Consider the following 25,817-nt stretch of genomic DNA (forward strand, 5'->3'; position numbering starts at 1 on the left):
CCTTACAAATTTAAACAGATTTGTTTTGAATGTTACGCTTCATATTTTTTAAAAATGGTGGTGGCAATATGCCCGCCGAAACCAAACGTATTGCTCATGGCGTAATTTACTTTTTTGCTTACGGCCTTGCCTAATGTAAGATCAAATACATTTTCAAATTCCGGTTCTACATGGGTGGTATTGATTGTAGGAGGGATGAGGTCTTCCTGCACAGCCTTGATACAGGCAATGGCTTCCACAGCGCCTGCTGCGCCGAGTAAATGACCTGTCATGGATTTGGTAGCGCTGATGTTCAATGCGCTGTTCTTTCCAAAAACCCTTTCTGCCGCTCTCAATTCGCTGGTATCACCTTGCGCTGTAGAGGTGGCATGTGTATTCAGGTAATCAATATCCGCAGGTACAAGTCCGGCATCTTCCAGTGCCGCCAGCATGCCCAGGTAAGCGCCTTCGCCTTCGGGATGTGTGCCGGTAAGATGATAGGCATCCGCTGCCATGCCTCCGCCCACGATCTCTGCATAGATCACGGCGCCTCTTTTTTGTGCATGTTCCAGTTCTTCTAAAATAATTGCACCGGCGCCTTCGCCCATTACAAAGCCATCACGACTTACATCAAATGGTCTTGAAGCAGTTTCGGGGCTGTCGTTCAAAGTAGACAGTGCTTTACTGGCGCCAAAACCACCTACTGCTGTTTCGCATACCGGCGCTTCGGAACCACCGGTGATGATCATGTCTGCTTTGTTCCATTTAATATAATTGAACGCATCGATGATGGCCGTATTGGAAGTGGCGCATGCGGATACAGTGGTAAAGTTGATGCCCCGCAACCCGTATTTGATAGAGATGATGCCCGATGCAATATCCACGATCATCTTGGGTATGAAATAAGGATTGAACCGTGGCGTACCATCGCCCTGCAGAAATTCTGTTACCTGCTGCTGAAAAGTTTGTATACCACCATTGCCCGAACCCCAGATAACACCGATGCGGTTGCGGTTGAGTTGTTCAAAATCGATGCCGGCATTTTGTACGGCTTCTGCAGTGGCCGCCAGCGCATATTGTGTGTACAGGTCGTATTTTCTTACTTCGGCCTTTTCAAAATACTGCAAAGGATCAAAGTGCTTTACCTCGCAGGCAAACCTTGTTTTAAATTTTGATGCATCAAATTTTGTGATAGCTGCAGCGCCGCTTACACCATTGGTAAGCGAAGCCCAGAAATCATTTACATTGTTACCGATGGGCGTTAATGCACCCATGCCGGTTACTACTACACGTCTCATTGTTTATTTTTTAATTCTTTAATAATTGTTTCTTTTACCAGCTTAAAATCTTTTTCGCCGGTAAGCCTGGTAAGCTGCAGTGCCGCCAGCATATTGGTGATCACCAGCAATGCCCTTGTGCGGGCGCTGGTATCAAAATGAAATATTTTTTTGTTGCGGCCTTCTTCCAGTATGCCGGTTACCCAGTGCAGTATTTTTTCCACCAGCAGTTTTAATTCCTGCTGTATGCTGCCATCCACGCTGTGCAGGTCGGTGGCCAGCGAGCCTACAATGCACACTTTATTCTCGGCCTTTGTATAAGTATAAATAGAAAGAAAGGCCTGCAGTTTTACCAGCGGGTCTTTGGCGGCGGTCTTTTGCATCAGCTCATCCACCAGGCGACTGTGCTGCTGCACCACTGCAATAGCCAGCGCCGTTTTAGTAGGGAAGTGGTAGTGCACCGAAGCATTTTTAATGCCCAGCGCTTTCGATACATCATAAAAACTAAAGGCATTAAAACCCCTGTCCCTGATCAGTTCATCACCCACTTTTATAATGGCATCCCTGGTATTCATAGTGCAAATTTACCTACCTACTGGTAGATAGACAAATATTTTACAGCAACGGTAAAAATGGCTGTGGATAACTTTTGTTGCAAAATAATACCGAACGGTATATTTTTGTGCTGTAATTGATTATTAACATGACCAAGGCAGAACAGACAAGGGCTTTTATCATTGAAAAAACGGCGCCGCTTTTTAATACCAAGGGGTATGAGGGCACGTCTATGTCGGATATGACGGCTGCTACGGGCTTGACCAAGGGCAGCATCTACGGCAATTTTGCCAATAAGGATGAAGTGGCGCTGGCTGTGTTCGATCATAATTTACAGAAGGTAGAGAACATCATCCGCTCCGAAATGGCGCAGTACGAAACAGCTAAGGAAAAGCTGCTGGTATATATTGATGTGTATGAGAATTTCCTGCATTATCCTTTTCCTGAGGGCGGTTGCCCGATATTAAATACGGCAGTGGAAGCAGATGATACCCATCCTGCACTTAAAAAGAAAGCGGCGGCGGCCATCAACGGCTGGAAGAACAAAATAGTGCAGCTGATAGAGAAAGGCGTGGAAGCAAAAGAATTCTGTAAAGGCGTGGATGCAGAGCAAACCGCTATTACTATGATCGCAGCCATCGAGGGCGCCATCATGCTGGCCAAGCTTACCGGCAAACTGCATTACCGCAGCGCCGTAATGCAGCATGTTAAAAATATGATCAATAACCTGGAGTAATTTTTTTTCACTAAAAATATACCGAACGGTATATTTTATAAACTATCATAAAATGAACACGCAAAACAACACAATACTGGTAACCGGCGGCAGTGCCGGCATCGGTTTAGAAATTGCCAAACAGTTTACTGCAGCAGGCAATAAAGTTATTATAACCGGCCGTACAAAAGAAAGGCTGGATAAAGCCCTGGCACAATTGCCCGGCGCCACCGGCATCATCAGCGATGTAAGTAAAAAAGAAGACACCGATGCGTTGGTAGCTACTTTAACGAAAGATTTTCCTGCTTTAAATATCGTGGTGAATAATGCGGGGCATGCTCTGCTGCATGATCTCAGTAAGGGAGAAAATTCTGCTGACAAAGCTGCGGAAGAAATACTCACCAATTATATCTCCATAATTCGCCTGAATGAAAAATTATTGCCTGTGCTGTCAAAACATGCCGAAGCTGCCATTGTAAATGTATCATCTGTAGTGGCATTTGTACCGGGTGCTTTATCTACTTATTCAGCCAGTAAAGCCGCTTTGCATTCTTACACCCAATCATTGCGCATCAGCCTGGCCCGTGCAGGCAATATCAAAGTATTTGAATTGATGCCACCATTGGTGAATACAGATTTTTCTGCACCTATCGGCGGACAGAATGGTATCGCTCCGGAAGTGGTTGCAGCCGACCTGCTGAACGGGTTGAAAAATAATATTTATGAAATAAGGACCGGCAATACACAAAAGATATACGACCTGTACCTGCAATCTCCTGCAGCTGCACTGGAAGCCATGCAACCGGCCTGATTTTTTTTGATCGATAAAATACCAGTTGGTATATTTTATGAAAAGAAAGCTATTGTTGTTTACCGTGATAGCGGCTGCTATGATGGAACTGATCGATATCTCCATTGTGAATGTGGCATTGTCGCACATGAGCGGTAACCTGGGTGCTACGCTGGAAGATACTTCGTGGGTGATCACTTCTTATGCTATTGCGAACGTGATCATTATTCCCATTACGAGTTTTTTGGCAGCTAAGCTGGGCAGGCGCAATTATTATATCGGTTCCATTATTGCCTTTGCTTTTTTTTCGCTGATGTGCGGACAGGCTACGAATATATGGGTGCTGGTGACCTTCCGCTTTTTGCAGGGCCTGGGTGGTGGTGCTTTGTTATCCGTATCGCAGGCCATCGTTTTTGAATTATTCCCGAAAGAAAAACAGAATGTTGCCAGCGCTTTATTTGGTATCGGCGTTTTTATCGGTCCTACCATCGGGCCAACACTCGGTGGTTTTATCACAGAGAATTACTCATGGCCCTGGATATTCTATATCAATGTGCCGCTGGGTATTATCATCGCCAGCATCTGTACTGTATTGTTGCAGGAACCCAAAATAAAACAGCAGACGGGCAAAGTGGACTGGCTGGGCATTTTTCTGCTAGCCGTTGGCGTTAGTGCGCTGCAAACGGTATTGGAAAGGGGAGAAAGCGAAGATTGGTTCGAGACGAGTTATATCACCAACCTCAGCATCATTGCGGTATTGGGCCTCGGCAGTTTTATCTGGTGGGAATTGAAGACCGATCACCCGGTGGTGAACCTGCGGGTGCTGAAGAGTAAGAACCTGAGCATTGCCGCGATATTGACTTTTATTTCGGGGATCGGTTTGTTCAGCTCTGTTTTTTTAACGCCCGTGTTTGCACAACGCTTGCTGGGCTTTACTCCCACGCAAACAGGATTGTTACTACTGCCCGGCGCCTTACTCGCCATCGGTGGCCTGATCATTTCTGCAAGATTATTACAACGGGGTGTTTCGCCCTTGTATATGATTGCTGCGGGAGTTGCACTTTTTATTTTGTTCAGCTGGAAGATGTCAGGCTTTAACCTGGATGCGGGTGCTTCAGGTATTACGGCTGCATTGATTTTCCGTGGATTGGGTTTGGCTATCATCACAGTGCCGCTCACTACTTTGGCGGTATCTGCATTGGAACCAAAAGATGTACCGCAGGGCGCTGCATTGAATAATATGATGCGGCAACTGGGTGGCTCCTTCGGGCTGGCCCTGGTGAATACTTACTTACATATCCGTTCGGTGGAGCACCGTGCTGATATTGTAACGCACCTCAGCATCAACGATCCTGCTGTTACTGACCGGCTGAACAGGTATACCAATTTTTTTATAACGAAAGGATCTACACCGGGTCTGGCGCACCAGCAGGCTTTGCAGGTGATGGAAAATATAGTAACTAAACAGTCGACACAACTGAGCTTTAGTGATACTTACCTGGTGGTGGGATTGATCTTTTTAGTGGCACTGCCCACTTTGCTGCTGGTTTCTAAAAGAAAGAAAAAGCAATTACAGGTGGTGCTGGCTGATCATTGATAATATGAAAAACCATTTTACGGGTATAGCTGATAAAATAGCTGTACCCGTACTTATAACTGTTATGGTTACCCTAATAAACGCGAAATAAGGTCGGAGTGCAGGCTGATCTTCAGAAATGCGGTGAGCCCAAAAATGATACCCAGTACACTTACCGTACTGGAAAAATAGAACAACCATTTTTTTTGTGTGAGCGCTGTTATACTGAACAATGCGATGGAGATGGTGAGCAATGCTTCTGTCATATCAAACTGGTCGTCGAATAGATTGATATGATCGTATTCCTGCTGAAAACTTTCGGCCTGCTGTTTTATTTCGTTCTTTTCTTTTTCGTAGCGACTGATCTCTTCCGTATATTTTGCCGACATGGCTTTTGCCTCGGCGCTGTTCTCCAGCTTTAATAATTCGATGGTATTTTCTGCAATGGATTGCTTGGTGCTTTTTGCCTGGTAATACGACCATGCGTCGATACCATGTGCCTGCGCCTGCGCCATGGCTTGTATGAGGTTGCCATCTTTTACATTACACAATGCCATAAAAGTGGCGGTGATGGCCACAAATACAGCCACTCTTGAATTGATATTGTTGTGCGTCTTTGCTGCTTCTTCAACCGGCGCTTGCACGATCTCTGCGATGTCGGACATGGTGATCTGGTTTACAGGTGAATGGTTTTACCAGTAATTTAAACATTATCTTTTAAAAATCGGTATCCAGCCATTTAATGGCCCACCAGTTTTGTTTGCCAAAAAAATGTTCCAGCAACTGCGTGGTTACTTTTAACCCGTTCTCGCTGTTGGTAAAATAAACCAGGCTTTGCTTTTTGCCGGGAAAGGCCATAAAGAAACATTTGAAATCATCATTATCGCCCCAGTGCCAAATGGCTTTGCCCAGTTCGTTCTGCTGTATGCCAATGCCCAGTCCCCAGAAGATATGATCGGCTGCATTGGAAACACTACGGTTAGCCGGCTTTACACTCACGGTATCATTCAGCATCATTTGATAAGTTGTTGCAGAAAGGCCGGTACCATTCATTACTGCCTGTAAGAATTTTGTATAATCGGTAGCAGTTGTTAATAAAGAATAAGCGCCGGCAGGCAGAAAGAACTCCGCTCTTCCGGTTACCTGTTCTTCTTTATCATGTCCATATACCGCATTTTTTTCAAAGCCCGGTTGCCATATAAAACTACTGGATCGCATTTGTAAGGGAGCGAAAACTTCCTGCTGTGCTATTTGCTGCAGCGATTGTTTCAGCAGATTCTGTATCGTGAATTGCAGGAACATAAAGCCTTCGCCGGAATAGCCCCAGTTGCTGCCGGGTGTGCTTTTAGTTTTTAAGGCAGAGTTGATCCATGTTTTAGACAAAGGATTACCAGCCCAGTTAGGCAGGCCGGATAAATGGTGCAGTACCATCCTTGCAGTGATCTTTTGTGCCGCGGTATCATTTTTTATTCTTTCATAGGTATAATAATGATAGAGCGGTGTATCGAGTGAAAGGATATGCCTGTCGTACAGTTTTAAGCTGATATAAGCCAGCACCACTTTACTTAAAGATGCCGCCTGGAAAATGCTGGCCGAATTGATAAGCGCTTTTTCGCCGGCTTTTTGTTTGCCATAATTAAAAGCCTGCTGTTTACCATTATCGCTGTACAGCAATTGTACGCCGGTAACTTTTGCATTTTTAAAGATGCTGTCTAAATTCTTTTGCTGGCCATTAGAAAAAAATGGTACCAGTAAAAACAGGTAAATAAGGAATGATCTCATGGATGAGGCAGGTAGTAAAATTTAAAAAAGGAATTTAATTTTTCATCACCAGTTTATAAATATAGGCTTTCTTTAAATGTTCCAGGCAGGCTGCTGTTTGCTGCTGAGGCGTTTTGTTGTTAAGGTCGTACACATTCAGCAGTACTTCTTTGCCGAATATTTTTATTACTGGTTTAAGGTATTCGAAGTTGTAATATTTTTCTTTTTTAATGAGGATGTTTTGCTCCGCCTGCACAAATTGTTCTTTGATCTGCCGGGGAGTGTACAGGTGCAGCCAGGTATTGTACAGTTGCCCTGATAGTTCGGTAGTAGCTGCGAATGGATTGAATAGAGGTGGCATCAACGTATCGATTGCCCTGGTGTAATCGCCCAATCCTGCATAGCATGCTGCGTACAGGCGTTGCTGTTGTATAAAAGCTTCTGCACGGGCATTGCCACATTGGTAACGTGGTACGAATGTATATTTAGCCAGGTCGATGTAGTTGATGGCCGTGCAGAAATCATTGCGGGCTATATAGATCTCCGCAATATGTATTGCAGCCTGGTTCTTGAAATATAACGCACTCATACTGTCTGCTAATGGCAGCTGCAATGATCGTTCGTATAATTGAATGGCAGAATCCGGCTTGTTATGTTGTTTGAGTATGTCTGCCAAAAAATAAAATGCTGCAGAGCGATAATTGCCAGCAGGGTTTTCGTTGAGATAAGTGCGTAATTTCTTTTCAGCATTGGCAACACTTGCTTCGTTGCCGGGATTGTATGAAACAAGGGAGTAAAAACTTTCTTCAGCTGTTGGTTGCTGTGCTTTTGCAAACAGCAGGGGCAATAAAAGCAGGAGCGTGGTAATATACTTCATAGCACCGGTTTGTATAAAGTAACAAAAATTCCGGCTAAGGAAGAAGCGCTTTGCAAATTTTCACATTGTTTTAATACGGCTTATTTTCTTAGGATAACGGCAACAGATCTTACAATGAGCTGATATAGGTTTTCCAGTTGTTCAGCAATTCGTTTTCCGTAATGCCCAATGCAGCTAGTATATCCTTCTTTTTATTGAAGGGAAGCAGCTGCAGTAATTTATTTCTTCCATACTTGACATCAATATACTTTACCACGGAGCCGGAAATGCCGTACTTCAATTTGCCGGTCCAGAATAAGTCCAGTGTAGCGGGAACGGTATTGGCGGTAATGGCTTTTTGTACTTCTGCAATACGGGCAGCATCGCACTGGCCTGAGGCATAAGTGGCCAACCCTTCCACAAACCAGTCGATATTGGTTACATCACTAAAATCGGGACTTGCATTTATTTGTCCGTGAAATACATGTACCAGTTCATGAGTGATCACCTGTTGTGTTTTATTTGTCTCACTATAGCGATGCTCGCAGGCTTCTTTGTCCCAGGTGATGGGGGAGATAATGTCCAGCCGGTTGGATACACCACTGGCCACCATCCAGCATTCCGACTTGAATTCAGGCATCTTCCAATCGTGCTGCCAGGTGCTGTCGATTGAATGCCGGTTGGGATGCACGTATACAGCGAATGTATTTTTAAATGCAGCGCCGAAAAATGTTTTTACTTCTCGGATGCCGGTTATAATAAACTGGTTGTAGGTTTTTGTATTGTTTTTATCTGCAGCAGTATAATGGTATTGATAGTTCCTGTTCTTTTCTGTAAGCCAGTTATCACTATCCATATCCCAACTGCTGAGTACCAGCATTGCTGCAACGGATATTACCAGGTATTTTGTTTGTTTGTTCATGGAAGCTTTGCCGGATGAATTGTTGCATCCAGTGCTACCTAAAGAAACAGCATTTTTTCAAGGAGCAAAAGCAAATAATGTATATGGCGTATTTTATTGAGCCAGCGGTATCTTACTCTGTTATCCAGGTAGTTTTTTCTTCCACTGCAGTTCTTTTAGAACCGGGTGAAGGAATGGCCACATGGCCGATATAAAAAAAGCCCAGCAGTTTATCCTCTTCTCCCAAACCAAAAAATGATTTTGCTTCTTCTGCATAAGTGATGCCACCGGTGGTCCAGTAACCGCCGAGCCCGTAAGCGCTCACGGATAAATAAATATTCTGCACGGCACAGGCCACTGCTTCTATCTCTTCAATTTCGGGTATGCGTTTGGTACTGCTTCGTTTCATGCCCAGCGCAATGATATGCGATGCCAGTAAGGGCTGCTGCTGCAACTTGATATATTTGCCTTCATTGAAAGAGGAACCTGCTGTTGTTTTGTACAACTCCGACTGGAATGCTGCGAAGGTTTGTAATCCTTTGCCGGAAAAAACGGTGAACTGCCAGGGCTCGGTCTGTGCATGATTGGGCGCCCAGGTGGCATTGGTGAGTATCTCTTTTATTATTGCATCTTCCACGGGTTTGCCGGTTACAAATTGTGCAGGGAAAACGGAACGCCTTGTTCTTACCAGTTCATTAAAATCCTGTACTGTTATCATATTCAATCTTATTTATGCAAAAATACAATGCTGCTATTGCAGTGCCATGCAGTATAAGAAAATTGTTTTTCGTTATAAGGAAAAATAAGGCTATTTCTTTTTGGCGACTTTCTTTTTTGTTGCTGCAGTTTTTGTCTTCGTGGTTTTTTTAGCGTTGACAGGCCTCACATGTTTCGGCTGATAGATACCGAGTTTACCGCCACCGGGCAGGGTGATATAGGTAATGCTGCCCCAGCGTTGCTCATCGATCTTTGTGCAGGTGACCTGGTGTTTTTTCATTAGCTGCAGGAACGCTTTGATATCGTCGCAGATCAAATACAGTTCGTGTAAACCATTTTCTGTAGAAGGATGTATCGCTACTTCCGAAGGGGGCAGCGCAAAAATTAGCCAGCCGTGCCCCACGTCTACATGGGGAAATTGCAAAACGTTTTTAAAAAAATCTATATCCGCTTTTGTATCTGTGCTATAAATGATGGAATGTGCTCCGGTGATCATACAACAATTATTTAAGGATGAAAGAATGCTGTGTAAAAACTATTCTGAAGATACAGATTGCTTTGGAAGAGCCCTCAAAAAAATAGCTGTACCTTTGCAGGCTATCAGCCGGGTTATCGCTCCCCGCAAGGGGTGAGGAAAGTCCGGACAGCGTAGGGCAACACACCGGTTAACGGCCGGTCTCGTCTGGCCTAAGGCTAGACTGGAAGAAAGTGCCACAGAAAATTACCGTCTCGCCCAAGGCGAGATAAGGGTGAAAACGTGAGGTAAGAGCTCACGGGTTTTTGCAGTAATGTATCAACCGGGTAAACCTTGTGTGCTGTAATGCCACGTATACCAGTGTTGGAGGGCGGCTCGCCCGAATCCCGTTTCGGCGGGATACACTGGAGGGTAGGCAGCAAGATTGTAACAGTAATGTTGCAGCCAGATAAATGATGACCGTCCCGCCTTTGGCGAGATACAGAATCCGGCTTACAGGCTGATAGTTTTTTAAAAGATTGAGGCCTCCAGCTTTTAGCTGGAGGCCTTTTTATTAGTAACTTTTTATTTTAGGTACATCGTAGATGGTATTGGTTGCCGGTGGGTGATCGATACAATCCACGAGCGCCCTGATCATTTGCCGAATGGTAACCGTATCCAGGTATATGGCTGCCTGTTTTTTGGATGGAAATAATTTCATCACAGCAAACAATGGTTTTAATAATACCGGCCACCAGTGGCCCGGTCCCAGTACATACCAGGGACGTATAAACGAAGTTGTGAAAGGTTGCTGCGACAATATTGCTTCGCCTTCGGCACGTACCTGCTGAAAATCCTTCATGATATTAGTAGGATACATGGATACACTGAGGTAAACAAAATGCTGTATACCTGCATGTGCAGCGGCTTTTGCGGCCTGCAGCACCGATACCCGGTCGATATTTTTAAACTGTTCTTTTTTGGCAGGAGAGGGATGTGCCACACCGATCAAATGCACGAATATGGTTGCGGGTGCAATATGTTCCTGGTAGCTAACTGCATTCAGTGCATTACCAACAATTACTTCACAACCTGCTGGTAACTTATGTTCTGATCCTTGCCTAACTATTGCCCGTACACTATAATTGCCCTGCTGTAATAATGCTTTAATGAGCCTGGTGCCGATATAGCCCGTACCTCCTGTAATAAAAACGGTTTGCATGCTGCTTTTTTTCGCCCTTATAATTTACCGCCGTCCACATCTTTTATAAAACTGATGAGGCCGGGGAAATAGTGCTTCTGATCGTCATACATATCCATGTGGCTGCCGTTGGGGCAAAGCAGGAACCTGCCGTGTTGCACCTGTGTGCTCATCCATTTCATGTGTTCAGGATCCATGGTATCAAATGTGCCACCAATGGTCAATGTTGGCACTTTTATTTGTGGCAATTGTTTTTTTATATCCCAGTTGATAAGATTACCGCCAATCCCGAATTCGCTGGGGCCCTGCATGGTGACGTACAGCGATTGGTTCATTTTTGCAAGGGAACGTGTTACCGGTTCGGGCCACTGCTCAATGGGTATGCGGCAGATATGTTTGGCATAAAAATGCGGCATCAGCAGTTCCATGTATTTGGGATTCTCAAAATCGCCTTTCTTTTCTATCTGACGGATAGTGTCCAGTATCTTCGGATCGAACTGCGGCGCCAGTACTTCCTGTGCATACTTACCGTATTCGGGACAACTGCTCATCATATTGCTGATGATAAGCCCTTTTAAATTATCCTGGTATTTTAATGCGTATTGCATGGCCAGTATACCGCCCCAGCTATGCCCTAATAAATAAAAATTATCCTTGGTAAGATTCAATGCCTTGCGTACCTGCTCCACTTCTTCCACAAATCTTGACAGGTCCCACATGCTGGTATCTTTGGGATTATCCGAAAGGCCACAGCCGAGCTGATCGTAATAAATGAATTCGATATCCTGTTGCGGTAAAAAACTTTCAAAGCATTCAAAGTATTCGTGCGTAGCGCCGGGACCACCGTTCAGCAACAGCAATTTTATTTTTGGATTATTACCCAGCGTTTTTGTCCAGATGTTGAATTTGCCTTTGGGTGTTTCGATGGGGATTATTTTAATGCCACCGGTCTGTACTTCGTTATAGATGGTAGTGTCTGTTGCAGCAGCGGCAGTGCTGTTTGTTTTGCTATCGTTATTGCAGGAAATAAAAATTGCAATGATAATAACAGGGAAAAGAAATTTCATGCGCAGTTGGTTTGATAAATTATAAAATGGCTGTTGCAGACAGCAACAGCCATTGCTGATGATGAGTTTAATTTGATTTTGCCATCATGGCTTCCACCATTTCGGCAGTGGGGCCATAGATGTTGGGCTGCATGGCGCCCATTGGGCGGTAATAAGTAGATAACTGGCCGCGGTGATGGATGATATCGAACAAAAATGTCCAGCACATTTTACCCAGGGGGTATTCAAACAGTTTATTGCCGAACACATTCATGGGGATCACTTTTTCTTCCCAGGTTTTTTCATCCACTGCTTCTATCAAAGCGACCAGCCGGTTAGTCTCCTGTTCAAAAACATCGATGGCTTTTTCTGTAGAAGGATAATCTGCCATTACGCGGTGGTTGATCACGCCGGTTTCCACGCCTTCAACCAGGTCCTCCACATGCGATACAAAATGATCCACCAGTTGTTTGGCGGTGCGGTTCTTTTCTGCCGGTTTGTAACCCAGTTTTGCCGCTTCGGGCAATGCTTTTAATGCAGTAAGGGTGGGGGCCAGTTCCGACCGCCAGCATTCCAGGAAAAATTCTTTGTTGGTCATAACGATGATTTTTAGTTTTTTTAAATAATGCTATGGTTTACAGGACAGGCAGGCGTTTTGCAAAGGCAGGGATACAGCAAACAATGTACATACACTTAAAACTAAAGAATGGATTTATAAATTCCTATATTTTGAGGATATATTTTGGTTAAGTAGAGGAAAGGTATTGCGGGATAGCCGCCTGCGGCGGCTTTGGAGGAACGTGGATTTTTAGGATGGTGATGATGTGTGAGGATCTATTTTCGCCACCGTCTTGGTACTGAGCGATGTGGAAGTATGACAAACGGCATATGAAACTCCTTATTACTAAGGCTGCTTACAATTAAAGGAAGTTGACGTTTGTTGCAAAGAATATTGCAGACGTAGGCACCTGCGGTGCCTGATATGTGAACGCGGATTTTTAGGATGGTGATGATGTGTTAGGATCTATTTATGTAAATTACGATAGAGTATGTAGCTTTTACCGTAATCTTTAAAATTATGCTATTACGATCTGTTATTTTATTATGCTTGTTAATAGAGAGCGCCGGTTTTGTTAATGGGGCAGGATGGTATGGCATATGGAAATATGATGAAGATAAAAATATAACCCTGCAAAACATGTATGCTTACAATGATATTGATTTTGATATTCACAACATTTCTACAATAAAAAATGAAGGATGTTGGTTAATTGGATTTGCTGAAGATAGTCTACAGCTAAAAAAAATGAATGTTGTAAGGGATTCTTTAAAGAACGGCCTGTTTACTTTTGAATTTCCTGGAATCAATCAGCTTAGCTGGTCTTTGTTTCAACGATTCCCTAACGGGAGGTGGTTAGAGTATATAAAAAAGAAAGACACCGCATTTACACAATTTGAAATTCAGAAAGAAAATACGTTCGAGGGAAAAATATTTCAATATAACCGGAATAAATTAATGATCAGTTTTTATTCCTATAAAAGGAGTATGTTAAATGGCGCTTTTGCAACATATTTTGATAACGGGAGTTTATTGTCCTTAGGATCTTTTAAAGACGACCAATTTGACGAGCTCTGTATTTTCACAAAAGACCAAAAACTAAGCAGAGCCTATTCTTTTCTAAATAAATTTGAGAAGATATGGTCGAAAAATGGAAACTTGATGCAATTTGTTCAGATAAATACTTCCAGAGAACGGGATGGGATAGTAAAAGAATGGTATGAAAATGGAAAGCTAAAATACGAAGGGAGATACAGGAATGGTAAACAAGATGGCAAATGGATCTTTTATAAAAAAGATGGCAGTGTATCTAAAGTTGAGAATTTTCCTTCGCCATAGATATTAATACCAGGTATAGGCGTATAGAACTCCCTATTACTAAGGCTGCTTAAAATTAAAGGAAGTTATCCTTTATTGCAAAGAATATTGCAGGCGTAGCCACCTGCGGTGCCTGGTGTGGGAACGCGGATTTTTAGGAGGGTAATGATGTGTTATGATCTATCAGAGTAAATCATAATGATCTTTATGATCAGCGTTCCGGTGTGCATCGCCGAAGGCGATGAAGCTTCATGGTCATTCCGGTTTTGACACACTCTGCTTCCTTTAATAAATGATAAAATAAACAAAAGAGGAGACCTCAACGATCTCCTCCTGTAATTTATATTATACACGGGTTAGTTGTCGCTATCGTCCTGCTCGGCATTGGGAAAAAACTCCCAGCAGTCATCAAAGTATTGCGAGGATGAGGCGCCGGTGGTGAGGAATCCGCGGCCGCCCACTACAAAGCCAATAGCACCTTCACGTAAGGTTCCTTCAAAACTTGTTTTTTGCGACCATTGGTCATTGACAAAATCATATTGCCAGGTAGTGCTGGGATTACCGCCACTGCCGGTAGCCAGGTAGGCCCGGTCGTTCATCACCAATACCGCGGCATTGCTGCGGGTGATATTGGTGCCGTAATCATCATCGTACTCTTCGTCATCATTGTAAGAAATGATCTTTCTCTTGGAAGCCCAGGAATCTGTGGAGGGATCATATATCCACAGGTCATCCACATAACTGCCGTTATTCGTTCCCGTTATAACATAGGCTTTGCTGTTGTATACAAATGCAATGGCATCTCTGCGTTTGTCGCCGGTAAGACTTGCTTTTTGGGTCCAGCTGTCACTGGCAGGATCGTATTCCCAGAGATCTTTCAGGTAATTGCCATTGTAGCCCGAGCAGATATAACCCTTGCCGCCAATGGAAAAGGCCACGGCGCTGGTGCGTATACCGCCATCAAAATCCTTCAGCTGCCGCCAGCTGTCTGTAATGCTGTTGTATTCCCACACATCGCCCAGGTAACGGATGCCGTCAAAACCGGTAGCCACATAGGCTTTATCGCCAATTGCAAATGCTACTGCACTGGTGCGGAGTGTACCGGGAAAAGCCGCTTTCCTGTACCAGGTACCGGTGGAGGGTTCAAACTGCCACACATCACTTAAGCGATCATTGCCATCGGTACCGCCACCGATATAGAAATGATCATTGATGATAAAGCTGAAGGCATCGGTTCGTCCTACACCTTCCATTTCCGAACTCCTTTTCCAGTTACCAACAAGGTCATCGGAATCATCGGATTTTTTACAAGACACAAAGAACAATAGTGATACAGCGACCAATATCTGGATGGGGCTGATTTTTTTTTCCATAATAAGGATGTTTAAAAGTTAGCAATGGATGCTGCAACGAAGCATTAAAATTGTGCCACGGCGTTTTAAAAAACTTGTTAAAATAGCCTGGCAGGACAGATCAGCGGCTGAACAGGAAAAATGCTTGTGTCGGCTGAAACCCGCATGAATACTGGATTTTTTTAACTTTTTATCCGCAGCTTTTTTTATATGTTTGCTGTCTTGGTTTTTTGTATACAGTTATAACAGGCTGAAGGGTACATGAACGCTGCAACGAAGCGATGTATCCTGAAGCCTGTTTTTTTATTAGAGAGGTACTGCTAAATGGCTGCTATAACAGCATAGGGTGTACGTAAAATATAGTGGCCATGCACTGAGAATCAATATTGTGATAAGGCTGTAAGTAATACGGCTTTGCATAGAGTTAATTTGCTTTTCGCTTGCTGTTAGCCGTGAAGGAGGGTTCGGTGGGAGTCCTGTATGTGTCCCGTTAAGATCCTGTAAATGTCCGGTTAAAGTCCCGTAAATGTCCCGTGAGTGTTCTATGATAATCCTTTGTTAGTGATGGTAGTAGGTATAGTGGATGTATTCATTTTTATCGGGTATGTTTTAATGATGGCGGCATGCGCCGGTTGTTAATAATAAGACGGTGGCGGGGAGGAAGAGGGTTGCATTTTATTTGGATATTGTTTTATGATGGAGGGATACGCCGTTTGTCGGATCCAAGACGGCGGCGAGTGGAGTACGCCGTTTGTTGAAACCAAGACGGCGGCGAAGCATGAAGCGAAGTTGCTTATACACTAAAAAAATGCATACCGCAAACAATCGTGTTTTTGGTATGCATTGTATTAAATGTGAGATCCGTTTTTATTTAGTATACCTGGCTTTTGTGGTCATATCACCTCTTGGAGATGAAGATTGTGTTACAACAGATAATTCACCTTCTTTGGTAAGTGTCCAGGTCTCTGTTGATTTGAATTCATTGGTTTGGCCATCTCTTTCAAAAAGCGTGCTGTTGCTGATGATGAGTGTTTGTCCATCATCCGACCATTTTGCGGTGGATTTTCTTTTAGAGCCACCAAAGCCTTCTGATTCGGTTACTTTACCATCAAAAGTCAATGTGATCGTTGTAGTCCTGGGATCGCCGCCATTAAAACCGGGTGTTGTTCTTGCTATTGTGATAGCATTGTCTTTTTGCTCTGCTTTTATTGCAGTGGCTGCAAAGTTTTTAAAATCTCCGAGCTCACTTTTTGATTCGTTCAATTTCCAGTCGCCGGAAAAATTTGCTTTGTCGGCATTCCATGAAAATGAGCACAGCATTACTGCCGGCAGTAATAATAGATAAAGCGCTTTTTTTGAAAAGGAAAGTTTCATATACATTAGTTTTTAGGGATTAAATGTAAATGAAAAAATTTGATTTTTATGAATCACTTGCAGGGCAAGAGGGAAATAAACAGGAGCGCTGTGCTTAAAATTATTTTTAAGTTATCATTCAACTTTGTTTTACCCTGGTTCAATAAAGAAAATGACCTTTTCGCAATGCGTTTTTACAATATTAAGAAGAAGATTGTTTTTCTTGAAAACCAAGTTGCAATTATTGGTGGTTGTATGGAATAGGTTGAGTGGGTACGCCGTTTGTTGTACTTCGACAAAGCTCAGTACCAAGACGGCGGCGAAAAAATTGGGTTGCAATTATTGGGAGGTTGTGTGGAATAGGATGAGTGTATACGCCGTTTGTTGAAACCAAGACGGCGGCGGCGGACGGGGCAAAGAAAAAAAGCAGGGAAAACCTGCTTTTACGTTTTACATAAGGATCAATTTTTTATGGTATTGAGCATGCTGTTATAAAACCGCTGGAGCAGGCGCATATTTTGTGTTATGATCTCTGCCTGGGCTGCAAGGCCATCGGTAAACTGCACTTGTTTTTTATAATTGGTCTGTAGCTTGTTTGGCAAGATCACTCTTGCAAGATAGCCGCTGTCGGTGGTGATATTGGAAATGAAATCGATCCTTCCCCGTACGTATCCATATTCCTGGAAAGGGTAGGCGGCAAATTTTAATTGTACTTCCTGGCCAATATGCACTTTTCCAAAATTGGTTTGAGGTATATGGATCTCTGCATAATAAGATGCGTTGCCGGGATTCACAAAACATATTACCCGGTTGTTTTCCAGCTGTTGGTTTTCTTGCAGGAAGCTGGCAAATGCTACCACGCCATCAACTGGTGCGGTTAAAATATATTTCTTTTTCCATTCTTCCAGTTCGCTTTTGAAAGTATTTAATGACTGGATGAAAATATTTTTTTGTTGTGCCACCTGGTTATCCAGTTCCAGTATCTCTTTTTGTTTTTCATTTTGTGTGTTCTCATTACTGAGCAGGTTGCTGCTGATCTGTGGCAGGGATATTTTTTTATTCAGCAGTTTACTTTCCTCGTTGCGGTAATCGAAAGCGGATATCACGCCGTCTGTTTTCAATTGTTTGTTGGCATCAAATGTTTGCTGTGTTAGATCAAGATCCTTCTCCAGGATTTCTTTTTGCTGTTCCAGTGCCGAATGCTGCCGCTGCAGGTTCATCATATCTTTCTGCAACATATTTTTTTTGTGCAGATAAAAACCGCTGCTGAGGTAATCGCAGAATTGGCGCAACTGCTGCATGAATGTTTGGTATTGCGGTTGTAATTCGCCCAATTGCTGGTGAATGTCGGTAAGATAGGGCAGCGCTTTTTCGGGTGCGTTGTTATCAAGATGATACCGAAGGTTGTCAATTTCCTGGTCCAGTGCGATCACTTCTTCAGGATCGGCAATACTTTCCATGAAGGCGAGTACTGTTCCTTTTTTGACGAATGTATTTTCTTTTACAAAGAGCCGGACCAGTTTTCCCGCTATGAGTGTTTTAACTTCTTTGGGCGCATTCAGGGAGGTGAGCTTTGCTTTTGTAAGAACAGTGTCCGGGTAGCTTATCAGCCAGCAGGCAGCGATCATCAGCAGCAATACCACCAGGAAAATACTGGTACCCCGCCTGGTAATAAAGCCCGGCCGGTTGGATATGATTTCCTGTATCAAGGAATCCTGCAGTTCTTCCTTTGTTGCTGTAATGCTTATTTGCTCACTGTTATGTGTAGACGTAATATGATGCCTATTGACTGGCATATAGTTATTTTTAATTGCCCATTTCAAGTTGATTGCGCACGAGTTCAAAATAATTTTTCTTTCTCCTGGCCAATTGCTCATGCGTTCCTTCTTCTATGATCTCACCTTTGTCCAGCACCACGATCTTATCGGCGTTCTTTACCGTACTTAAGCGGTGCGCTACCACCACCACTGTTTTGCCTTTAAAGAATTCCTGCAATTGTTCCATAATGAGTTTTTCATTATTGGCATCCAGGGCGTTGGTTGCTTCATCAAAAAAAAGGTATTCGGGATTTTTGTATACGGCACGGGCTATTAAAATGCGCTGTCTTTGCCCGGCACTGATGCCATTACCTTCGGCGCCTATTTTTGTCTGGAACCCCAGCGGCAACGATTCTATGAAGGAGAGTATATTAGCCACTTTGCAGGCATGCAGTAATTTTTTGTGATCGGTCACTTCGTCACTTACCGCAATGTTTTTGGCAATGGTATCGCTGAAGATAAAGCCATCCTGCATTACCGTACCGCAATTGTGCCGCCAGTATTTGGGGCTGATATGTTGCAGGCTGCTGTCGCCTATTTTTAAACTGCCCTTATAACCACTGTAAAATTGCAGCAGTAATTTTAACAGTGTTGTTTTACCACTGCCACTCATACCTACTATGGCGGTGACCTTGCCCTCGGGTATCACGAGATCTAAATTTTTTAATACCGGTTCATTACCTGCACCGGCGTAAGTGAAAGAAAGATCATTGATATGGATAGATCTGTCCTGTGGTAAATGCGTGATGAAAGTTTTTTCTGCCGGTTCTTCTTCTTCCAGTTGATGGATCTCATTGAGCCGCTCCAGGCTTATCCGTGCATCCTGTGCCTGTTGCACAAAACTGATCAATTGTTCTATAGGGCTGTTAAGCTGACCGATGATGGATTGTATAGCCATCATAGCGCCCAATGTCAACTGACCATCGAGCACTGCTTTGGCAACAAAAAATGTAATGAGCATGTTTTTTCCTTCATTGATAAATAATGCCCCGGCCTGCTGGTATTGACTTAGTGAAAGGTTTTTAAAGCTGAGATTAAATATGGATGCCTGTACATTTTCCCATTCCCATCGACGCAGGTGCTCTGCATTGTTCAGTTTTATATCCTGCATGCCCTGTATCATCTGCATGGTAATACCATTTTCTTTTGCAGAGAGGTCGAAGGTTTTATAATTGAGGTTGCGGCGGTATTTTAAAAACAGTTTTATCCAGGAAAAATATATAATGCTGCCGATACAGAAAATGAAAAAGATTCTCCAGTCGTACATTAAAAGCACAATCGAGAACATCACGAGGTTGATGCAAGAAAACAATACGTTCAATGTTGACCCGGTGAGAAAGGATTCTATTTTACGGTGATCGCCTATGCGCTGTAAAATATCCCCGGTCATTTTGGTATCAAAAAATGAGAGTGGCAGGCGCATCAGTTTTATCCAGAAGAAAGATAATAAGGAAAGGTTGATCCGGGTACTGATAAATAACAATATGCGGCTTCGGATAAATTCTACAACCGTTCTGCCAAAGAACAGCATGAACTGAGCAATCAAAACAATATAGATGAATTGGAGGTTGTGCGTATTGATGCCGGTATCAACTATGCTTTGTGTAAGAAAGGGGAGTACCAATTGCAACAGGCTGCCGATGCCCAGGCCCATGAATACCTGCACAATGTATTTTTTATGCCGTGTAAGCTGCTGTAACAATATGCTCCATCCCAGTTTTTTATCTTTATCACCTTCCTGTTTATAGAATGCGGCTGTTGGTTCCAGCAACAGGGCAATGCCCGTTTGTTCGCTGTTGTTTTTATTACTGCTCCATTTTTTTAAAAAACTCTCTTTACTGCATTCGATGATCCCGGTGGCTGGGTCTGCTATAATAATTTTTTTAAGGGTTGAAGAGGGAGTTACCACCACGAAATGGTCCTGTCCCCAATGTACAATGCAGGGCAGCTTTGTTGCTTTAATTAATTGCTCAAAATTCAATTTTACGCCTGCTGTATGGTATCCTATGTTCTCTGCCGCTTCGCTGATGCCTAATAGTGATACACCTTCTTTACTGAAACCGCTTTTTTGCCGCAGGTTGTCCAGCGAAAAATGCCGTCCGTAATATTTACTGATCATGCGCAGGCAGGATGGCCCGCAATCCATGGTATCGTGCTGCTTATAAAATGGGAAGGTTGGCATCGGGAAATGTTTCTTTGTTCAATAAGGATCAAAAAAGTAAAACCTGGTTTGAGTAATACAAACCAGGTTTTACTGGCCTGCAATTGTTTTTCCTATGAAGGATTCATGCAGGTGCAGGATGCAGGCCAAGGTGGATTGTACATGCATCCCATCGCATCTACCTGAAGTGTTTCAGGGTCGCAATTAGGCACTGCAATGGCAATTGGGGTTGTGCATTCGCCACCAGATGCAGCTGCGCAACACCTGAAAAGGCATCCATTGGGTAATTTATACCCTCCTTTTACATTTTTCATTTCTTCTTTGGACAACAGTGTGCCCAAATCTTTATATTTCATTAACATAGCTTACGACAGTTTTATAACATACAAAAGCTGCCAAAAACTTTAATTTTTAATTTGCCTACTCTGTTATAAAGGTTTTCGGCTTCGCCTTCTTTTTGGCCAAAAGAATTTTAAAAGAAGTGGTTTAATTCGTTGATGCTGTAGTTTTCGGGTAATATCTTTTCATTTACAAAAAGGGTGGGTGTGTACATTATAGAAGAGGCTTTGCACCATTTAGTCATGGCTTCTACTTTTGCGTCCTGCATTTTCAGTTCGCCGTTCATGGGATATTTTGCAGCGAATGAAGGATAATCTTTTTGTGGTGCCAGGTACCAATCATCCAGCGCCTGCTGTGTTTGCTGCGCATTTCCTTTGGCAGCAATTGCCAACAAATGTTTCACCACAATGGCTGCTTTATCCTGTTCATTATTAGCGGCGGTAAAAATGATCTTGATCTTTACATCATCATTGCGATGCAATATTTCTTCCAGTGCCGGGTGGGCTTTTGCACATGGACCGCAGTAGGGGTTGCATACTTTAATGATGGTTTGCGTAGCAGCTGGATTGCCGAGTGTTATACCAATATCCTGGTAGCCGGGTGCCGCAGTTTCTTCCTGGTTCAGCAGGCCCTGGAATACACTGGGATTATAGAAAAGTCGCTTATAAGCGGATTGATAATCTGCCCGTGCTTTTAGCCGAAGCCATACGGGTTTAATAATATACCATGCGGTAATGGGTACAAGGGTGGCTGTAAGCATGTTAACAGCGATCGCTCCTGAAATTGGTGGCAATGCCGGGTGTTGCCAAAAGTTAACCATACTCCAGGTTAGCTCCAGTAACAGTATCGCCTGTACGCTGAGGCATAAAGTACACCATTGTTTTACGATCTTCCATTGGTAATAAAGACTGAAGGGGATATAAGTTGCCGCAACGCAATTGGCAACCGCCAGCCAGGATATTTTTGCTGCATAGGAAATACCTGGCAACAGCAAAAACAATGTAGACCCCATAAAATAAAAAAAGCCCAGTTCGCCCCAACTGATGCCTGATATTTTTGCAGCCTTGCTATTTAACACCGCATCACAATTGGTGCGTGTGCCGCCTGTACAGACGCTTTTTACAAACTGGTTGCTTTTGTCGATATCGTATACCAGCAGCAAAGCAGTTACAGCAATACCTGAAAGTTTTAGCAACAAAATAGCTGTTGCCGAAAATGCAGCAGCACCTGTTGAAAATAAAAAACTGCCGATGAGTAAACCAACAATTAAAATGGCGCTCAGTACCAGTCTTGTTTTTGCTGCGCTTGCTTTTTTCTCGTCCATTAAATGCTTTTCATAATCCGGTTCACCGCTTTTATCAGACCGCTCTGCAACAAACACGATCTTTTCCCATTTCTCTATGAATTTTTCACGGTTCATAGTACGGGATCTGTTGGTACTGGATATATAACTGATCTGCCCTGCACTAATGCCTGTTACCAATACAAAATCCTTTTCATCGTCTTCCAGTTTCATGTAGGCCACAAAGGGTGTTTCCATTTCATCCAGTCTTGTCGGGTCTATGCGGAAAGACTGGTTGGGAATATTTAATTTATCAAATACATCATTCAGGCTGTAAAGCGTTGGATAGTAAGGATTTTCTTCGATGCGCTTTTGCAATGTTTTTTTTGTGACGGGTATGGACAGGTGTTGTACATATTGGTAGGCAGTCTGTGATAACCTGCTCGAAATTGGCTGAAGCATACAATTAATTTTTCGGTTGATAAGGAATGACTGTTGCAGTGCTAAAATAGATTTTTACAAAAGGCAGGTTGCGTGACAATGACCATTGCACTGCCTGTTTTTATCAACTGCATGGTTTTAACAATAATTGCAGGACTGGTTTTATAAATTTTGCCTGCTACATAGGGTAATATTATTTATATTGTGTTGGTATGCGCTTTTTAAACCAAACTCTTATGAAGTGTTGCCTTTTTGTACTGTGTATATTAACCAGTTACATCAGCCAGGCACAGCCCGGCAGCCTGCAGGAACTTATTGCCAGGGCCAAAACAGAAAAAGATACCACCCAGGTAAATACATTGATAGATATTGCTGCCACTTACAGCTACAATGGGGCGCATGACAGTTCGGATTATTATACCCAACAGATACTGGAAAAATCCACACAGCTCAATTACCCAAAGGGTATTTGTATGGCCTATAATGCCTGGGCAACGAGTTATATGGTACAGGGCAACTACGATAAATCGCTGGCTGAATATTTTAAAGCCCTTGACATTGCGGAAAAGAACGGGCTGGAACAGGCTGAGATCATTATGACGATGAATATTGCAACGGTATATACTTTCCAGGAAGAATTCAATAATGCCATTCCTCTTTTGAAAAAAGTGTACAACTATGTTTTTAATAAAAAACACAATATCATGCGCTCTGCAGGTGTAGCCACCAATATTGGTGTTTGTTTTCAGCACCTGGGCCGGATGGATTCTGCAAGGGCTTATTTTGATCGTGGCCTTGAACTGGAAGCTGCAATTGATACTGCCGGCTTTACAGAAACCAAGTGGGCGGAGTACGAATTGCTGAAAGGAAGTTCTCTGCCTAAAACAGCAGATTTTTATGTTGGTATTGGTAATCCCCGAAAAGCACTGGACCTGATACTTCCTTTTTGGAACGACATAAAAAAAGGCGATGATAAGGAGGGGCAGTTGTCTGTTTTAACAGTATTGGGTAAATCGTACCTGGCCATTGATAAATACGACAGCGTGATCTATTACAGCAATATTGGCCTGGGGCTTAATATGGCTGAACAGATCCCAGAGTCGGTAAAGGATATTTATTTCAACATTGCTTCGGCGTATAATAAGACCGGGCATTTTAAAGAAGCTTTTGAAAGCCAGCTGCGTTTTCAGCAACTGAATGATTCTATTTACAACAAAGAAAAGTTCAGGTCCATTAAGAATATGCAGGTGAAGTATGAAACGGAGAAGAAAGAACAACAGATACTTTCATTGAATAAAGAAAAAAAAGACCAGTTTATCATTATAGGAATCTCGATCGCTGCTTTTTTAATTGCGCTGGTGCTTTTGCTTTTTGTACTCCGTTCTAAAAGGTTTCAGAAAGAATTATTCCGCAACGAAAAGCTGTTGCAGAATAATGAGCTGGAGCGAAAGATGACCGAGCTGGAACAAACCGCCCTGCGGGCGCAGATGAACCCGCATTTTATTTTTAACTGCCTCAATTCTGTGCAGCGTTTTGTTATTAAAGGAGATATTGAAGGAGTGAATACTTACCTCGCCACTTTTGCAGGATTGATACGACAGACGCTGGAAAATTCCGGAAAGAAATGGATCGTGCTTAAAGATGAGATACAATACCTGCAATCTTATTTAGGAGTGGAGCAAATGCGTGGAAATACTATTTTTCAATACCAGGTTACTGTTGATCCGGCGCTGGATACCAGTATGGTACTGGTACCGGGCATGATCATTCAGCCCTTTGTGGAAAATGCTATTAATCATGGCATGTCCGGCAAAGCAGCAGGGGCGGGCAGGATCATCCTGGATTTTACAAAGACAGATAAACTTGTATGCAGTATCACTGATAATGGTAATGGTATTAAAAATTCCGGTGGTCTTGCAAATGCTGCACACCAATCGTTGGGCAATGATATTACCAAGAAAAGAATTGCAGCGTATAACGCTTTGGAGCAGGATGCTATTGAACTGGATATTACAGATCTTTCAGAAAAGGATGCTGCAACTACCGGCACCATGGTCCGTATCAGTTTTCCGTTGAAAATAAATGAAGCATGAAAATTACCGCACTAATAATTGATGATGATGCCGACAGCAGGATGATACTGCGTGCCTTTATGGAGCAATACTGTCCGCAGGTAGCTATTGCCGCTGAAGCTGCATCGGTGGCTGAAGGATTTGAAAAGATCACGGAACTGCAACCCGACCTGCTGTTGCTGGATATTGAGATGAAGGACGGTACGGGTTTTGACCTGCTTCGTATGATGCCGCAGAAAAAATTTGAAGTGATCTTTATTACGGCTTATGATACTTATGCAGTGGAAGCTTTTAAATATACCGCTATCGGCTACCTGCTGAAACCTGTACTGGTTGCAGACCTGGTAACTGCTGTGCAGGCTGCTTTGGAAAGGATCAGGAAAAATATTTTTGAATCGCAATGGATGGCGCTTTCGCATAACCTGGAGAGTAAGGAAAGGTATGACCGCAAGCTTGCTATTGCAACTTCGGCAGGATATGTGTTTGTGAATGTAAAGGAGATATCGTGGTGCGAATCGCAGGCCAACTATACGGCATTTCATTTTTTATCCAGCAAAAAGATCGTTTCGTCGCGTAACCTGGGTTTTTATGAAGAGTTGTTACCGGTTGAAAAATTTTGCCGTATTCATCACTCCAGCCTGGTGAATGTTGATTATATCGAAAAATTTAACCGGCGTACCAATGGTGGCTCGGTGATCATGATGGATGGTACTGAGCTGGATGTTTCTCAACGGAGGAAGGAAGAGTTTTTGCAGTATTTTTTGTCGAGATAGTTTTAGGATGGCGGCGAAAGGAGCGTTATTTAATTTTTTTTATTGTTTCGTCCAGGTAGCTTGAGACATAGGCGTTTCTTAATTTGCAAGAACGGGAATAGTTATCTGTAACTTTCACCTCCCAGGTTGAATCGATATTCATTTTCTGAAAATCTTCTTTCACCTGCAACAGATATGGAAGGTATTCTTTCCTGTTAAATTCATTGATATACCTGATAGCAGATTCTTTGGTCAGCAGATCGTTGTTAGCCGCGTTTAAAAATGTTTTTACCAGTTGATCACTTTCTTTAATTCCCTTTACTTTTTTTACAAATAAAAGGTTGTCGTAAGAGTCATCCTTGTCTCCCTCAAATACATAAGTGTAACTTCCTTTAAAATACAAGTCTATATATTGCCCAAAGACAAAGTAGCCGATAATCAGCAGGATGAAACATACGATGCCGCCTTTCAAATATTTCATAGTTTTATTTATAGCGTGTTTTTAGGGAAATGCTATGTAAATTTATCCTATTTTTCTTTCCTT

At 43.0% G+C, this 25,817-nt stretch carries 24 protein-coding genes and 1 other RNA gene; 7 read left to right on the forward strand and 18 right to left on the reverse strand.

What is annotated here, in order from left to right:
• Positions 1-32 precede the first annotated feature (32 nt).
• Together fabF and QM738_RS01245 are read right to left on the reverse strand one after the other, a co-directional pair.
• Positions 33-1,277 (reverse strand): beta-ketoacyl-ACP synthase II, encoded by a 1,245-nt coding sequence (fabF, locus tag QM738_RS01240; protein WP_462274858.1) that lies wholly within the window; start codon positions 1,275-1,277, stop codon positions 33-35.
• A complete protein-coding gene (locus tag QM738_RS01245) occupies positions 1,274-1,831 on the reverse strand; it encodes a TetR/AcrR family transcriptional regulator (RefSeq protein ID WP_462274859.1) in 558 nt (185 codons plus the stop codon). Before QM738_RS01245 ends, fabF begins: the two co-directional genes overlap by 4 nt.
• A 128-nt stretch (positions 1,832-1,959) precedes the next feature.
• Between QM738_RS01245 and QM738_RS01250 the strand changes: the two genes are divergently transcribed.
• From QM738_RS01250 to QM738_RS01260, 3 genes are read left to right on the forward strand one after another with little or no spacing between them, the layout of a single operon-like run.
• Complete coding sequence (locus QM738_RS01250; protein WP_462274860.1) at positions 1,960-2,547, forward strand: TetR/AcrR family transcriptional regulator; 588 nt, start codon at positions 1,960-1,962, stop codon at positions 2,545-2,547.
• Positions 2,548-2,599: 52 nt separating this feature from the next.
• Positions 2,600-3,337, forward strand: a complete 738-nt coding sequence (locus QM738_RS01255; RefSeq protein ID WP_462274861.1) for an SDR family oxidoreductase — start codon at positions 2,600-2,602, stop codon at positions 3,335-3,337.
• A 37-nt stretch (positions 3,338-3,374) separates the two neighbouring features.
• Positions 3,375-4,913, forward strand: a complete 1,539-nt coding sequence (locus tag QM738_RS01260) for a DHA2 family efflux MFS transporter permease subunit (protein WP_462274862.1) — start codon at positions 3,375-3,377, stop codon at positions 4,911-4,913.
• 68 nt (positions 4,914-4,981) lie between these two features.
• Here the strand turns inward: QM738_RS01260 and QM738_RS01265 are convergent, their stop codons facing one another.
• From QM738_RS01265 to QM738_RS01290, 6 genes are all read right to left on the reverse strand, one after another.
• Positions 4,982-5,557: a DUF4337 domain-containing protein gene (locus tag QM738_RS01265; protein ID WP_462274863.1), complete on the reverse strand. Its 576-nt coding sequence runs from the start codon at positions 5,555-5,557 to the stop codon at positions 4,982-4,984.
• Positions 5,558-5,609: 52 nt separating this feature from the next.
• Positions 5,610-6,674 (reverse strand): serine hydrolase domain-containing protein, encoded by a 1,065-nt coding sequence (locus QM738_RS01270; RefSeq protein WP_462274864.1) that lies wholly within the window; start codon positions 6,672-6,674, stop codon positions 5,610-5,612.
• Positions 6,675-6,708: 34 nt separating this feature from the next.
• On the reverse strand, positions 6,709-7,530 hold the full coding sequence (locus QM738_RS01275) for a tetratricopeptide repeat protein (RefSeq protein WP_462274865.1): 822 nt from the start codon (positions 7,528-7,530) through the stop codon (positions 6,709-6,711).
• A 109-nt stretch (positions 7,531-7,639) separates the two neighbouring features.
• Positions 7,640-8,431 (reverse strand): peptidase MA family metallohydrolase, encoded by a 792-nt coding sequence (locus QM738_RS01280; protein ID WP_462274866.1) that lies wholly within the window; start codon positions 8,429-8,431, stop codon positions 7,640-7,642.
• Between the two features lie 112 nt (positions 8,432-8,543).
• Entirely contained in the window at positions 8,544-9,128 is a 585-nt protein-coding gene (locus QM738_RS01285; protein WP_462274867.1) for a nitroreductase family protein, read from the reverse strand.
• Positions 9,129-9,218: 90 nt separating this feature from the next.
• Positions 9,219-9,623 (reverse strand): VOC family protein, encoded by a 405-nt coding sequence (locus tag QM738_RS01290; protein ID WP_462274868.1) that lies wholly within the window; start codon positions 9,621-9,623, stop codon positions 9,219-9,221.
• 100 nt (positions 9,624-9,723) lie between these two features.
• Here QM738_RS01290 and rnpB point away from each other — a divergent pair.
• Positions 9,724-10,113: RNase P RNA component class A (gene rnpB, locus QM738_RS01295), an RNA gene on the forward strand.
• A 42-nt stretch (positions 10,114-10,155) separates the two neighbouring features.
• Here the strand turns inward: rnpB and QM738_RS01300 are convergent.
• From QM738_RS01300 to QM738_RS01310, 3 genes are all read right to left on the reverse strand, one after another.
• Complete coding sequence (locus QM738_RS01300; RefSeq protein WP_462274869.1) at positions 10,156-10,803, reverse strand: SDR family oxidoreductase; 648 nt, start codon at positions 10,801-10,803, stop codon at positions 10,156-10,158.
• A gap of 17 nt (positions 10,804-10,820) precedes the next feature.
• On the reverse strand, positions 10,821-11,849 hold the full coding sequence (locus tag QM738_RS01305) for a proline iminopeptidase-family hydrolase (protein ID WP_462274870.1): 1,029 nt from the start codon (positions 11,847-11,849) through the stop codon (positions 10,821-10,823).
• 67 nt (positions 11,850-11,916) lie between these two features.
• On the reverse strand, positions 11,917-12,426 hold the full coding sequence (locus tag QM738_RS01310; RefSeq protein WP_462274871.1) for a DinB family protein: 510 nt from the start codon (positions 12,424-12,426) through the stop codon (positions 11,917-11,919).
• A 480-nt stretch (positions 12,427-12,906) separates the two neighbouring features.
• Here QM738_RS01310 and QM738_RS01315 point away from each other — a divergent pair, with 480 nt between their 5' ends.
• Entirely contained in the window at positions 12,907-13,725 is an 819-nt protein-coding gene (locus QM738_RS01315) for a toxin-antitoxin system YwqK family antitoxin (RefSeq protein WP_462274872.1), read from the forward strand.
• A gap of 335 nt (positions 13,726-14,060) precedes the next feature.
• On the opposite strand, the gene QM738_RS01320 is transcribed toward QM738_RS01315, so the two are convergent.
• The 6 genes from QM738_RS01320 to QM738_RS01345 form a co-directional block, all read right to left on the reverse strand.
• The gene (locus tag QM738_RS01320) at positions 14,061-15,077 is read right to left on the reverse strand and encodes a Kelch repeat-containing protein (protein ID WP_462274873.1); all 1,017 of its coding nucleotides are present in this window, start codon (positions 15,075-15,077) and stop codon (positions 14,061-14,063) included.
• Positions 15,078-15,923: 846 nt separating this feature from the next.
• A complete protein-coding gene (locus QM738_RS01325) occupies positions 15,924-16,430 on the reverse strand; it encodes a hypothetical protein (RefSeq protein WP_462274874.1) in 507 nt (168 codons plus the stop codon).
• A 440-nt stretch (positions 16,431-16,870) separates the two neighbouring features.
• On the reverse strand, positions 16,871-18,205 hold the full coding sequence (locus tag QM738_RS01330) for an HlyD family secretion protein (RefSeq protein WP_462274875.1): 1,335 nt from the start codon (positions 18,203-18,205) through the stop codon (positions 16,871-16,873).
• 10 nt (positions 18,206-18,215) lie between these two features.
• Positions 18,216-20,408 carry a peptidase domain-containing ABC transporter gene (locus QM738_RS01335; RefSeq protein ID WP_462274876.1) on the reverse strand — a complete coding sequence of 731 codons (2,193 nt, stop codon included), beginning with the start codon at positions 20,406-20,408 and terminating at the stop codon, positions 18,216-18,218.
• A gap of 92 nt (positions 20,409-20,500) precedes the next feature.
• A complete protein-coding gene (locus tag QM738_RS01340; RefSeq protein ID WP_462274877.1) occupies positions 20,501-20,743 on the reverse strand; it encodes a hypothetical protein in 243 nt (80 codons plus the stop codon).
• A 116-nt stretch (positions 20,744-20,859) separates the two neighbouring features.
• A complete protein-coding gene (locus QM738_RS01345) occupies positions 20,860-22,470 on the reverse strand; it encodes a vitamin K epoxide reductase family protein (RefSeq protein WP_462274878.1) in 1,611 nt (536 codons plus the stop codon).
• Between the two features lie 215 nt (positions 22,471-22,685).
• Here QM738_RS01345 and QM738_RS01350 point away from each other — a divergent pair, with 215 nt between their 5' ends.
• Both QM738_RS01350 and QM738_RS01355 read left to right on the forward strand, forming a co-directional pair.
• The gene (locus tag QM738_RS01350; protein WP_462274879.1) at positions 22,686-24,542 is read left to right on the forward strand and encodes a histidine kinase; all 1,857 of its coding nucleotides are present in this window, start codon (positions 22,686-22,688) and stop codon (positions 24,540-24,542) included.
• On the forward strand, positions 24,539-25,294 hold the full coding sequence (locus tag QM738_RS01355; RefSeq protein WP_462274880.1) for a LytR/AlgR family response regulator transcription factor: 756 nt from the start codon (positions 24,539-24,541) through the stop codon (positions 25,292-25,294). The genes QM738_RS01350 and QM738_RS01355 overlap by 4 nt, the downstream gene beginning before the upstream one ends.
• Before the next feature lie 25 nt (positions 25,295-25,319).
• On the opposite strand, the gene QM738_RS01360 is transcribed toward QM738_RS01355, so the two are convergent.
• The gene (locus QM738_RS01360) at positions 25,320-25,754 is read right to left on the reverse strand and encodes a hypothetical protein (protein WP_462274881.1); all 435 of its coding nucleotides are present in this window, start codon (positions 25,752-25,754) and stop codon (positions 25,320-25,322) included.
• Positions 25,755-25,817: the final 63 nt, after the last annotated feature.

The sequence above is a fragment of the Ferruginibacter sp. genome (genome assembly GCF_049840995.1).
Taxonomy (GTDB): domain Bacteria; phylum Bacteroidota; class Bacteroidia; order Chitinophagales; family Chitinophagaceae; genus Ferruginibacter.